Source organism: Glutamicibacter sp. St.4D3 (genome assembly GCF_059728615.1).
On sequence record NZ_AP039380.1, the window covers coordinates 960,759 to 973,461 of the forward strand.

At 63.0% G+C, this 12,703-nt stretch carries 11 protein-coding genes; 5 read left to right on the forward strand and 6 right to left on the reverse strand.

What is annotated here, in order from left to right:
- Position 1: 1 nt before the first annotated feature.
- Both AC6I21_RS04440 and AC6I21_RS04445 read left to right on the forward strand, forming a co-directional pair.
- Positions 2-730 (forward strand): copper homeostasis protein CutC, encoded by a 729-nt coding sequence (locus AC6I21_RS04440; protein ID WP_138925888.1) that lies wholly within the window; start codon positions 2-4, stop codon positions 728-730.
- Between the two features lie 364 nt (positions 731-1,094).
- Positions 1,095-1,514: a DUF4282 domain-containing protein gene (locus AC6I21_RS04445; RefSeq protein WP_138925889.1), complete on the forward strand. Its 420-nt coding sequence runs from the start codon at positions 1,095-1,097 to the stop codon at positions 1,512-1,514.
- Between the two features lie 99 nt (positions 1,515-1,613).
- Here the strand turns inward: AC6I21_RS04445 and AC6I21_RS04450 are convergent, their stop codons facing one another.
- From AC6I21_RS04450 to AC6I21_RS04465, 4 genes are read right to left on the reverse strand one after another with little or no spacing between them, the layout of a single operon-like run.
- Entirely contained in the window at positions 1,614-2,015 is a 402-nt protein-coding gene (locus AC6I21_RS04450) for a universal stress protein (protein ID WP_497763130.1), read from the reverse strand.
- Positions 2,012-3,649 (reverse strand): tripartite tricarboxylate transporter permease, encoded by a 1,638-nt coding sequence (locus tag AC6I21_RS04455; RefSeq protein WP_246049768.1) that lies wholly within the window; start codon positions 3,647-3,649, stop codon positions 2,012-2,014. The genes AC6I21_RS04450 and AC6I21_RS04455 overlap by 4 nt, the downstream gene beginning before the upstream one ends.
- Positions 3,650-4,153, reverse strand: coding sequence for a tripartite tricarboxylate transporter TctB family protein (locus AC6I21_RS04460; RefSeq protein WP_138173266.1), 504 nt, complete (start codon positions 4,151-4,153; stop codon positions 3,650-3,652).
- On the reverse strand, positions 4,150-5,163 hold the full coding sequence (locus AC6I21_RS04465) for a Bug family tripartite tricarboxylate transporter substrate binding protein (RefSeq protein ID WP_138925891.1): 1,014 nt from the start codon (positions 5,161-5,163) through the stop codon (positions 4,150-4,152). The genes AC6I21_RS04460 and AC6I21_RS04465 overlap by 4 nt, the downstream gene beginning before the upstream one ends.
- Before the next feature lie 203 nt (positions 5,164-5,366).
- Here AC6I21_RS04465 and AC6I21_RS04470 point away from each other — a divergent pair, with 203 nt between their 5' ends.
- From AC6I21_RS04470 to AC6I21_RS04480, 3 genes are all read left to right on the forward strand, one after another.
- Entirely contained in the window at positions 5,367-6,974 is a 1,608-nt protein-coding gene (locus AC6I21_RS04470; RefSeq protein WP_246049770.1) for a sensor histidine kinase, read from the forward strand.
- A gap of 15 nt (positions 6,975-6,989) precedes the next feature.
- A complete protein-coding gene (locus tag AC6I21_RS04475; protein ID WP_138925892.1) occupies positions 6,990-7,661 on the forward strand; it encodes a response regulator in 672 nt (223 codons plus the stop codon).
- A gap of 296 nt (positions 7,662-7,957) precedes the next feature.
- Positions 7,958-9,643 carry a formate--tetrahydrofolate ligase gene (locus AC6I21_RS04480; RefSeq protein ID WP_138925893.1) on the forward strand — a complete coding sequence of 562 codons (1,686 nt, stop codon included), beginning with the start codon at positions 7,958-7,960 and terminating at the stop codon, positions 9,641-9,643.
- A 71-nt stretch (positions 9,644-9,714) separates the two neighbouring features.
- Here AC6I21_RS04480 and AC6I21_RS04485 read toward each other — a convergent pair whose 3' ends face one another.
- Both AC6I21_RS04485 and AC6I21_RS04490 read right to left on the reverse strand, forming a co-directional pair.
- The gene (locus AC6I21_RS04485) at positions 9,715-10,956 is read right to left on the reverse strand and encodes an McrC family protein (RefSeq protein ID WP_138925894.1); all 1,242 of its coding nucleotides are present in this window, start codon (positions 10,954-10,956) and stop codon (positions 9,715-9,717) included.
- The gene (locus AC6I21_RS04490; RefSeq protein ID WP_342773587.1) at positions 10,953-12,665 is read right to left on the reverse strand and encodes an McrB family protein; all 1,713 of its coding nucleotides are present in this window, start codon (positions 12,663-12,665) and stop codon (positions 10,953-10,955) included. Before AC6I21_RS04490 ends, AC6I21_RS04485 begins: the two co-directional genes overlap by 4 nt.
- Between the last annotated feature and the right edge of the window lie 38 nt (positions 12,666-12,703).

Below are 12,703 nucleotides of genomic sequence, written 5' to 3' on the forward strand. Positions count from 1 at the left end.
CATGCCCGTACTGGAAATCGCGGTCCAGGACGCTGCCGGTGCCCGCATTGCCCGCAGTGAGGGGGCCGAGCGGGTGGAGCTGTGCTCGGCACTGTCCACTGGAGGGCTGACCCCCTCGGTGGGGATCCTGCGCACCACCATCGAGGTGGGCCTGCCGGTTCACGTGCTGATCCGTCCCAGGCCCGGCGGATACGTCTACGATGTCACCGAGGTTGAGGCAATGGTCGCGGACATCGTCTGCAGCATGGAGCTTGGCGCGCAGGGCGTGGTGATCGGAGCACTGGACGGTGCAGAGAGCGCCTTGGACCTGCCGGTGCTCGGCCAGCTGGCCACCGCCGCACGCAGCGTGAACCCGGATGCCGAAATCACCGTGCACCGCTGTGTGGACGTCTTGCTGGAGCGCGGCATCGAACCGCAGCGGATCATCCGGGATCTCGTCGAGCTCGGCGCCACCCGGGTACTGACCTCCGGGGGAGCGACGCGTTCCATCGACGGCGTGGACACGTTGACCCAGCTTCACCAATTGGCAGAAGGGCGCGTGCAGATCCAGGCTGGCGGGGGAGTACGCATTGGCGACATTCCCAGATTGCGCCATTTGGATGGGGTCCACCTCTCCGCCCGGCACAGCGTCAACGGGGGAGCGGCCGGTCCCGGCGGCGGCAGCGGGCACATCGATGCCACCAGCGCTGAGCTGGTGCACCAGGTCCGGGTAGCCCTGGACGCGTCATAAAGTCCTGCCCCAATGTTCCGCACGCGGACCTAGCCTGGGCGCTTGGGCAGCGCTGCTGACCGAAGGAGCGCCAGAGCGCCAGCTCCGCTTCGCGCTGGCGTGCCGTGAACGTTTTCGGCCTGGTTCGTGGCTGTGCAGCCCGGTATTCACCGGTGGGATGGTCTTTCCCTGGTGAATACCGGGTTTTGCGCTTTTCCAAGGAGTCATCCTCGTGGGGGAGCCGTGACCGTGCAGGGGCGCCGCGGCAACGAGGTCTGTCTAACTTGTGTGTATCAAAAACACTCCACGTCATGCTGCTACCTTTTTGTCCACAAGATCGGGTAACGTCTCGTGTGTCACTAGCCCCCAAGAAAGTGAGAGAAACATGAAGGCGCTTTTCGATCTCGACTTCCGCCGCTTCGTCACCCCGACCATCATCAAGATCGTCTACATCCTGATCATGGTGATGCTGGGTATCGGTTACCTCGTGGCCGTGTTCACCAGCTTCCAGGCCAGCACCGGCTTCGGCATCTTCACGCTGTTGATCCTCGGACCGCTCTTCGTCCTGCTCTACCTGGTCCTGGCCCGCGCCAGCCTTGAATCGCTGCTGGCCGCGATTCGCACCGCGGAGAACACCGCGGAACTGGTGCGTCTGGCTGGCGGCCACGCCCCGGGCACTGATCCGCAGTTCCCGGCCGGGCCGCAGTCCCCGGCGGGCCCGTCGGCTCCGACCAACCCGCAGATGCCGAACACGCCCCAGCCCGGAAGCGGACCGGCAGCCCCGACCAACCCGTACCAGCAGTAGGTCCTGGACCTTCAGCCGGAACTGCAACTGCCCTGCGGCAACTGGAGAACCAGTTGCCGCAGGGCAGTTTTGTGTTGGGGCGGTGAATCGGTGCCTTGGCTACCAGGCGTACTCGGCCTTCAGGGAGAGCACCGGGCATTCGGCCTGCAACAGGATCCGCTGCGCGGTGCTTCCCATGATGTACTTGCCCACGGGCGAGCGCTTGCGCATGCCGATGACAATGAGTTCGGCCCGCTGGGCACGGGCCACGCCCAGGATCTTGTCCGCCGGGTCGGAGCCCACCGGCGAGCGCTCGATCCAGAAGTCCACTCCCGACGCGGCGAGGCGTTCTTCCAGCTCATGATGCTGCTTGGCATCAATCAGCCGGTTGTCGATGGGGGTATCACCCTTGGACGGGTTGACGACGGTGAGCCGGCTTTGGGAACGCTCGGCTTCGAGGATGGCCCGCTGCAGTGCCGCCTCTCCTTCCGGGGAAGGGATGTATCCGACCACGATGCTCATGAGTGATCCTTCCTGGTATCTTCCCCATGCGGCCGGCTCTGTTCGGCCACATGGCTTCCGCCCTTCAGGTGCTGGTGGTCCAGGGGCGAGAGCTCATCCTCGGTGAGGTTGCCGCCCCCGGCCAGCCCTTGGGCCAGTTCGGAGGAGCCGCCGCGGGAACGGCGGATTGCCATGAAGATGACCGGCAGGAGCAACAGGATGGCAATGATGATGTAGATCGCCACCGCCACCGGCTCGCTCCACAGCCCGGAAACTTCACCGGCACTGAGCTGGAAGGTTTTGCGCAGTTGTTCCTCGGCCATCGGCCCGATGATGACACCTAGGATCAGCGGCAACACCGGCAGTCCGAAGCGGCGCAGTGCGAAGCCGAGCAGCCCGATGACCAACAGCAGCCACAGGTCCGCGGTCTGCATGTTTACCGAGAACGCGCCCAGCGTGGCGAAGAACAGGATCCCGGCATACAGGTAGGGGCGGGGGATCTGCAGCAGCTTCGCCCAAACCGGGGCCAGCGGCAGGTTGATCAGCACCAACAGGGTGTTGCCGATGAACAGGCTCGCAATCAGCGCCCACACCAGTGCCGGCTCATTTTCAAACAGCAGCGGACCGGGCTGGATGCCCTTCATGACCAGGAAGGCGAGCATGACCGCGGCGGTGGCGTTGGTCGGCAGGCCCAGGGCGAGCATCGGGGTGAGGGTGCCGGCAGCCGAGGCATTGTTCGCCGCCTCCGGGCCCGCCACGCCCTCGATGGCGCCGTGGCCAAACTCCTCGGGGTGCTTGGACAGCTTTTTCTCGGTCACGTAGGACAGGAAGGTTGGCACCTCGGCGCCGCCGGCGGGCAGGGCGCCAAAGGGGAAGCCGTACGCGGTGCCGCGCAGCCACGGCTTCCAGGACCGCTTCCAGTCTTCCTTGCCCATCCACGGGGCGCCGACCGGAATGGTGCGGGTGGGGGTGCGGCGCAGGTGCGCGGCAATCCACAGGGCCTCGCCAATCGCGAAGATCGCGACGGCCACCACCACAATGTCCAACCCGTCCACCAGCGGCGCGAAGCCGAAGGTGAGCCTGCTCTGCCCGGAGACCGGGTCCATGCCCACCAAACCGATGGCCAGGCCGAGGCCCAGGGAGGCAAAACCTCGGATCTTGGAGGAACCCAGGACCGCGGTCACGGTAATCAGTGCCAGCACCATGATCGCGAAGTAGCTGGGGGCGCCCAGGCTCACCGCGAACTTCACCACGAAGGGGGCCACCGTCACCAGCAGGGCGGTGCCGATGGTTCCGGCCACGAAGGAGCCGATGGCTGCGGTGGCCAGCGCCTGGGCGGCACGGCCGGCCTTGGCCATCTTGTGCCCCTCGATGGCGGTGATCACCGTTGCGGATTCACCGGGGGTGTTGAGCAGGATGGAGGTGGTTGAACCGCCGTACATGCCGCCGTAGTAGATGCCGGCGAACATGATCAGCGCACTGGAGGTCTCCATCCCGTAGGTGACCGGCAGCAGCAGCGCCACCGCCATGGCCGGACCGATGCCCGGAAGTACACCGACCGCGGTGCCCAGGATGACCCCGGCGAACGCGAACAGCAGGTTGATGGGGGTCAGGGCGGCGGCGAAGCCGTCCATCAGGAGGCTGAGCGTATCCACCTACAACACCCCCGACAGGATCCCGGCCGGCAGCTTGATGCCCAGACCGAGGTAGAAACCATAGAAGGAACCCAGCGCCATGACCAGGGAGATGACCAGGGTCAGGACATAGCGTCGGGCACCCAGGCACAGAGCCGAACCGAAGAACAGCAGCGTGCCGGAGATGACCCAGCCGGCCCAGTTGATCAGCAGGATGTTCACCACGAACACTCCGATCAGCGGCAGCAGGGTTTTCCAGTCCGAGGGCTGGCTCAGGTCCACGTCTTCGCCTTCCTCGCCCTGGGCGAGGTTGCCGCGCCATACGGTGATGGCCAGCGCCACGGCGGAGAGGACCAGAATCACCGAGACCACGTAGGGCAGGGCCTTGGGCCCGACCACGTCGGCCTGGGAGTACGTCACATGAAGCTGCGACGCGTCAACGAACACCAGGATTCCCACCAAGAGAAGAAACGCGGCGAACAGCAGTTCGACGCGCTTCTTCCTGGTTGTGGCTACTTCGCTCACGCCAGCCCCAGGGCCTTGAGCACGTTGGCCACGCGCTCATCCTGTTCGCTCAGGAAGCTGGAGAAGTCCTCACCGGTCATGAACGCATCGCTCCAGCCGTTGGTCTCCAGTGCTTCCTTCCACTGCTCGGAGTCGTGCATCTTGGTGACGACGCCAATCCACTTCTGCTTGTCGGCGTCCGAGATCTCCGGCGGGGCGACAATGCCGCGCCAGTTGGAGAAGACCAGGTCGATGCCGGACTCCTTGAGTGTCGGGGCATCCACGCCCTCCAGGCGCTCTTCGCCGCTGGTGGCCAGGACGCGCACCGAGCCCTCTTCGATCTGCTGCATGTATTCACCGGCACCGGAGGCGGCGAACGCCAGCTTGTTGCCCAGGATGGCCGGCAGCAGATCCCCGCCGCCGTCGTAGGAAACGAAGTTCACCTTCTTCGGGTCAATGCCCACGGCCTGGGCCAGCTGCATCGGCAGCAGGTGGTCCGGGCCGCCCGGCGAGGAGCCGCCGCCGACCGAAAGCTTGCCCGGATCCTTCTTCCAGGCCTGAACCAAATCGTCGATGGTCTTGTACGGGGAGTCCTTGGAGACCATGATCGCTCCCGGCTCCTCGATGAGCTTGGCAATCGGGGTGGTTTCGGTCAGCTTCGCATCGGATTCGTTGGTGTAGCTGGCGCCCACCACGCCCAGACCCATCAGCATTGACAGGTCCCCGGTGCCCTTTTCATTGACCAGGCGGGCCAGCCCCACGGTGCCCCCGGCACCGGCCAGATTGAAGACCTCGGGGTTCGAAGCAATGTCCGCCTCATCCATGACCTTGGCGGCCACGCGGGCGGTGGTGTCATAACCGCCGCCGGCGGTGTTGGGAACCATGATGCGCAGTCCGGCCACCGGGCCACTGTCCGCCGACTGGCCTTCGGACGAGTTCTCGGAGGTGACACCGCAGCCGGTGGCGGTCAGTGCCAGTGCCGCGGCGGCGGCAACAGTGGCCACCTTGCGCAGGGATCTGAAAGTTCTCATCGGGATCGTGCCTCACTACCTTCATTGTTGGGCGAGTGCTTTAGACACTATGGCCCGCGGTGCCGCGCGTCACGTTTGCGTAAGCAGAGTAGATATTGTTCATTGTGTAACCAAAAAATGTGATCCCGCTCTCGCGTCGCTTCGGTACGCTAAAGGGTGGAGAACGCCGCAACATCAATGGCGGCAAGAGGAGAACGGGACACATGAAAACGGCCCATGCCGCGAGGGGACGAAAGCCCGGTCGGCAACTGACTTTGGCCGGGCAGTACCTGATCATGCAGCTGTTGATCATTGGGGTCGTTCTCACCGGGGTCATCGCCGTATCGGTGAATCAGGCGACCAACAATTTTGAGAAGTCCGAAACCCGCAGAAGCCTGTCCGCGGCTGAATCCCTGGCTTCCAATCCCCTGCTGCGCGCGCTCCTGCCCGATGCGGCCCCGGAGATGGGTTCGGCCCTGCCTGCCATGGCCGAGTCCGCGCGCAGCATTTCGGGCCTGGATTTCGTGGCCATCGCCGACGCTGCGGGCACGATCATCACCTCCAGCTACCCCGATGAAGTCAACTCCTCCATCCTCACCCCGGACAGCACCGTGACCCAGGGCCGCGCATGGCGCGGAGAACGCGTCCATGACGGGAAGCATGAACTGATCGCCCACATCCCGGTGCTGAACGAGGAGGGAAAGCTGATCGGGATCGTGGGGGCCGGGCAAAGCTACCCCAATACCGCCGAGCTGCTCCGGGAGATCGCGCCCAGCGTGCTGTTCACCCTGCTGGTGTGCATCCTGCTCGGAGCCGGAGGCTCAGTCCTGCTGGCCCGAAAGGTCAAGCACCAGACCAGGGGAATGGAACCGCGGGACATCACCAAGCTCTTTGAACATCGCGAGGCGCTGCTGCATGGGGTGAAGGAGGGCGTGATCTCGGTTTCCCCCAACCACCGGATCACCCTGGCCAACGATGTGGCCATTGAACTGCTGCGCCTGCCTGAAGACTGTGTGGGGCGCACATTGGAGGAGCTGAACGTCGCCCCGCAGGTGACCCGTGCCCTTCTCACCCAGCAGGAGGAAGCCGACCGCCAGTTCCTGATCGGGGAGCGGGTTCTGGTCTTCAACCGCATGCCCATCAGCCGCGGGGAACGGGATCTGGGGTCGGTGACCACGTTCCGCGACCGCACGGAGCTAAGCCGCCTGGAACAGGAACTGGGAAACACCAAGGCCACCAGCGACATGTTGCGCGCCCAAACCCATGAGTTCGCGAACCAGCTGCATGCGATTTCCGGACTCATCAAACTCGAAGAATATGGGGAAGTGGAGCGCTTCATTGAAGGGGTCAGCCTCAGCCGCAGCCAGTTGTTCGACAGCGTGTCGACCTCGATTGAGGATCCCACGGTGGCAGCTCTGCTGATCGCCAAGGCCAGCGTCGCCTCGGAACGCGGCATCCAGCTGGAACTGAACGAGGAATCCCGCCTCAGCCGGTGCGAAGAAGCACTGGCCCGCGACCTGACCACGGTGGTTGGCAACTTGACGGATAATGCAATAGAGGCCCTGACCCAGATTCGTGACGCGCACATCCAGATCACCATCAAAGACACGGATTCCCAAATAGCCATCACCGTCGCGGATAACGGCCCCGGAATTGACGACGGGGTCATTGAGGAAATCTTCGCCCAGGGGTTCTCGACCAAGGACCACCACGCAGCGGGAGGGCGCGGTTTTGGCTTGGCGCTGGCCCGCCTGGTCTGCCAGCGCCACGGCGGGCACGTGATGGCCAGGAACGACAACGGTGCGCTCTTCACCGCCACACTCGCAAAGTAAAGGACAGCACGCCAGATGATCAAGGTACTGGTGATCGACGACGATTTCATGGTCGCCAAGGTTCACTCCGGCTTCGTGAACAGCATCGACGGGTTCGCCGTGGTGGGGGTGGCGCATAACGGGGCCGAGGCCGTCAAGGCCGTCGAATCACTGAACCCGGCACTGGTGCTACTGGACATCCACCTGCCGGACATCAATGGGCTGGATCTGCTGCAGCAGCTGCGAACGATCAAACCCGACCTGGACGTACTGGTCATCAGCGCCGCCCGGGAAATGGACACGGTCCGCAGGGCGTTGCGCGGGGGAATCGTGCACTACTTGATGAAGCCATTCTCCCGGGACGATCTCAATGAACGACTTGAGCATTACCGAAGCTCCTACGCGCCCCTGCAAACCTCGGACCAGCAGCTGCAGCAGGAGGACGTCAATCGGCTCTTCGGATTGGGAAAGGGGCAGGAACACCGGCCACTGCCCAAGGGCTGCAGCATCGAAACGCTGGAGCTCGTGGAGAAGATCCTCAAGCAGGCGCCGCAGCCGATCTCAGCCACCGAAACAGCAGAACAACTCGGCATTTCCCGAGTCAGCGCTCGCCGGTACCTGGAGTATTTGGCGGAGGAAGGGCTGGTGCAGGTGAACCTGAAGTACGGGGGAGTGGGCCGCCCGGAACGACGATACGCGTCTGTCTGAAAAGCCGTTGTATCCGGGATGACGCTTCCACCGGTCGGGAGCAGTCGCTGGGGCGGGGATGGGCGCAGGCATGCGCCAAACCGGCTCAGAAGGCCCGGGGATTCAGCGCCAACCACACGCAATCCCCGGTTTGCCCAATCGCGGCCCATGACCCTGCGGTTCTCAGTAGATGAGAATTTGGCGGGGACATCCCACCGCCCGCGACCTCCTCAGTGGTAGCTTGAAGGTGAATCGAGGAAAACCAAGGACCCTGGGGTTCATTTCCCCCGACTAGGGAAGCCAGATAGGGGCACACGATGACTTCCACGCCAGAAACCGACATGAGTGATCTTGCCATTGCCTCGCGAGCGGTGCTCAAGCCAATTTCGCAGATCGCCCGGTCGGCCGGGATCCCGGAGACTGCGGTGGAGCCTTACGGCAGGTACAAGGCCAAGATCGACCCGGCCCTGCTGACTGCTCGCGGTTCCGGCCTGGGAAAGGTGGTCCTGGTCAGCGGCATGTCCCCGACACCCGCGGGGGAAGGGAAATCCACCATGGTGGTGGGCTTGGGCGATGCCTTGGCCGCCGCGGGAACGAAAACCATGATCGCCCTGCGTGAACCCTCCGTGGGCCCGAGTTTCGGCATGAAGGGTGGGGCCACCGGCGGCGGCAAGTCGCAGGTGCTTCCGATGGATGAGATCAACCTGCATTTCACCGGGGATTTCCATGCCATCACCAGCGCGAACAACCTGTTGATGGCACTGATCGACAACCACCTGCACCAGGGAAATTCCCTGGGCATTGATCCGCGTCGCATCACCTTCAAACGCGCCGTGGACATGAACGACCGGGCGCTGCGCAACGTGGTCATCGGCCTTGGCGGACCGGCCGACGGGATGCCGCGGGAAACCGGTTTCGAGATCACCGCTGCTTCCGAGGTCATGGCGGTATTCTGCCTGGCCACCGGGCTGGAGGACTTGCGCGCCCGGCTCGGCCGCATGACCATCGGCTATACCCGCGACAACGCTCCGGTCACCGTGGACGAGCTGGGGGCCGCCGGAGCCATGGCCTTGCTGCTCAAGGAGGCGATCAAACCCAACCTCGTCCAGACCATAGGCGGTACCCCCGCCCTCATCCACGGCGGGCCATTCGCCAACATTGCGCACGGCTGCAACTCGGGGGTCGCCACCAATACCGCGCGCACGCTGGCCGACATCGTGGTGACCGAGGCGGGCTTCGGCACCGACCTGGGCGCCGAGAAGTTCATGGACATCAAGGCCCGCTATGCCGGGTGCGACCCGGACACCGTCGTCATCGTGGCTACCATTCGTGCCCTGAAAATGCACGGGGGAGTGTCCCTGGAGCAGCTGCGTGAAGAAGACGTTGAGGCCGTGCGCGCGGGCCTGACGAACCTCGCCCGGCATGCCTTGAACATTTCGAAGTTCGGTATCCAGCCGGTCATCGGCATCAACCGGTTCACCACGGATACCGAAGCGGAATTGGCCGTAGTCACCGAATGGGCCGCGGCGAACAACATTGAATGCGCCGTAGCCGATGTCTGGGGCCACGGCGGGGCCGGGGCCGGGGAGCTGGCCGCCGCGGTCTTGCGGGCCATTGAACCACCGAACAATTTCTCCCCGTTGTACGAGCTGACGCAACCGGTTGAGGAGAAGATCCTAACCCTGGTGCGCGAGCTCTATGGCGGAGTGGGCATTGAATATTCTGCCAAGGCAAGACGGATGCTCGAGCAGATCCACGCCAACGGCTGGGACGACCTGCCGGTGTGCATGGCCAAGACCCAGTATTCGTTCTCCGATGACCCCACGCTGCTGGGAGCCCCTGAAGGATTCACGTTGCAGGTCCGCGAGATCGTTCCCAAGACGGGTGCCGGTTTCATTGTGGTCATCACCGGGGCGATCACAACCATGCCTGGCCTTCCCAAGGTGCCGGCCGCCATGCACATGGATGTCGATGACCAAGGGCGCGCAGTGGGTTTGTCGTAGCGGGGGACCGGTCCGTCAGCGCCACGGCAGGCAGGTGGCGGGAAGGCGCTTTTGCGGCCACCGGGTGAGGGCTAGGCGGTTGAAATGGCCGCAGCGTGCGGGGCATTTAACGTGCGCATGCAGGTTAGGGCCAGATCGTGAATGCGGGTCAGCACCTGTTGCGGCGCAGAAGACAGATCAAGCGGATACTCGTGAATGCAAACTCCAGAATTGATGATCCGGCGGCTTAAGGGCTCGCCCTTTCCTGCGTACACCAGCCAGATATGGCCCAGCCCCAGCGCCGTGGCGTAGGCCAGCATTTGGTAGTAATCGGCGTTGGCGTGTTGTCCGGAGCTGGACTCGGCTTTGTATTTCGCATCCAACGCCAGAACCGGTGCGCGATCGCGCATCAGAACGATGTCGGGACGGATATCGACGCGGGAGGCGCCGTCCATGCGCGGCGCATCCAGCTTGTATCCGACCTGCGTCTGGGGTGCAACGTCAAACTGCGTGAGCGCTTGGGCCAAGGCAATGGAGATGAAGTCTTCGAAGACCTTGGCCATGTTGACCACGAATGCGGCAACCCGCAATCTCCCGTGACGAGCCTCGGCGACCAGATTCTCCAACACTAGTTCTGCAATTCGCAGGGCGGGAATATAGCGACTGTTTCGTCGGGTAGGCTGCCAGGCGGGTCGGCCAACCCCGGCGGCCAACGGTGACACTTCAGCAAGTCGCGACGCAACGCGTTCCAACCTTTGCCGCACGTCTGCTCCTAAGCCGGGAAGCAGCAGCAGCCGGTAGGTGGCGGCTTTGAGGATGCGGTTTTCGGGAATATCCGTAGTGAACTCGTCGTACGTAACTTCCAGCGGGAACATCATTCCCGGATGCCGCGCCAGCTGATCGGACATCCGTATGCGCCCGCGGAGGGTGCGTTCTGAATCATCGACAGACCGGTACCCGTGCAGCACCCCCTGGGCGATGGCTTGTTCGCTCAATCGAGCGAACGTTTCACCCATGGCTGGCCACAGATCATTGGTCGAGGAAGCCTCGACGTTCTCCGGACGAAATCCGGGATCCTTGGCATAGCTGAGCAGGAAGAGCAGCTGGGAGACTCCGACTCGTTCCTTGGGACGCACTTCAACCAGCAGCTCACCGAACTGCACGGCGCCCACATAGCCGTTGGGCAGCATCATCCACCGGTTTGCCGGGGCGGGAACGACGGTGACGAGCTTCGTTTGCTGCAGGGCCTGCCGCGTGATGTCATCCAGGTTGAGGTGCTCGGAACTTGTAGCCAATTCATCCAGAACGACGTGTTTGAGTTGTGGCTCGTTCATCGCACCTCGTCCGATTCCTCTTCATAGTCGGAGCGGGTGGTGCCGGTCTCGAACAACCGCAAATCCAGGTTCGAAGAGATCGCGTCAAAGCCGAATCTGTTGTGCACCTCGGTCCGGTTCAGGAATCCATAGTGGTATTCCTCGAGCAGCGGCAGGAGCTCGTATTTCCAGATTCTTCGCAGCCCCTGGACCGTTGCTGCCTCATCGCGCATGAAGTAGGAGGGCCCGATGGCCAGGTCGCGTTGGTCGGAATCAAGTTCGTCGTTCAGGGCGGTCAGCATTTGGAACGCCAGGGTCGAGCGCTGTTTGGCGGTCAGGAAGCGGGGCAGCACGTTCCCGATCAGATGCCCCTGGGGATGAAGCTCGACGAAGGCGAAGCGCCGTCTAATGGCCGCATCGACCATGGCGATCGATCGGTCAGAAGAATTCATGGTTCCGATGATGAACAGGTTGGGCGGAAGCTGGAACTCTTCTTCCGGGCTGTACTGAAGCCGAATCTTGTCATCCCGATACTCCAGGAGAAAGTAAAGCTCGCCAAAGACCTTGGCCAAGTTGCCCCGGTTCATCTCGTCGATCAGCAGGAAGTAGGGCTTGTTGCGGTTCTCCTCCCGGCTTGCCAGCGCGGCCAGGCGTCGCAACGGTCCCTGATGGAGGGAAAACCCGACTTGTCCCTCTGTTGTTCCCGCCGGCCGGAAGCCTTCGAAGAAATCCTCATAGGAGTAGGAGGGGTGGAACTGGACGATTTGGACACTGTCCGGCTGTTGGGAATTAGACAGGAAGCGGGCCAGGTGTTTTCCGATATAGGTTTTGCCGGTACCTGGAGGCCCGTAGAACACGATCTGTCTGCGTGCCTGCAAGAGGTCAATAATCTCCTGGAGGTCTTCACGATCAAGATACAGTTCGTTGGCCAACTCCTCACTGGCGGGTTTCAACCTCAGGAGGGCCTCGGCGATGAGGGGTGCCGGTGTTTGGTTCAAGGAAGTTGCGGCTTCCTTGGATGCATCGAAATCGTGCATGGCAGGTGCCGGAGTGCTCGGTTCCGCGTCTCCGCGCCATTGCCTGAATTCTGTGGCTTCGTCGCTTGACCAGGATGAGTCAGGATCGGTGCTCAACAATGTCCACATGAGGCCTTGTGCGTCCAGCCGGTCGCGAATCGGCAGACCGGCACCCTGGGCCTGGGCACACAGGTCATCAAGCACTTTGAGGAACTGTGTATAGCGTTCACTGGCGGGTGCCTTCGCAGGCAAGGGCTTGAGCCCGAGCAGGCGCAGGAACTGTGCCGATTTTCGAGCCCTGAAGGGCGGGTACTTGGCTGGTGAGATGCTCATCAGGAGCAGTGAACCGAATGCTATTGCGCCTCCGGCCGACAACCGTTCCTTGTTCAGGGCGCGCAACGAATTCTCCAGCTCGTCGAGCTTGCTCACCGAGGCAGGTTCGGCCCAAAACCGCAGGACGGCCGAACGCACGGCATCGGACTGCTCTTGGTACTCCTTGATAAGTGCCATCATGAAGTACTGATTCAGCAGGTTGGTTCTGGCGACGGCCCTGCGCAAGTTATCGAACCATGCCTCATCCCCTGCCAACAGTTGGGTGCGGGCCTCCTGCGCGTTTTCGGCGAAAGCGACCTTGTAATCGCGTTCCTCTGCTGCCTGATCGATCTGGATGATCAGTTTCCCTGAAAAGCGGACAACCTTCTCCCATGGGGCCACGGAACATCTCCTTTGAGTCCAGTCAGGCGCGGGCATCT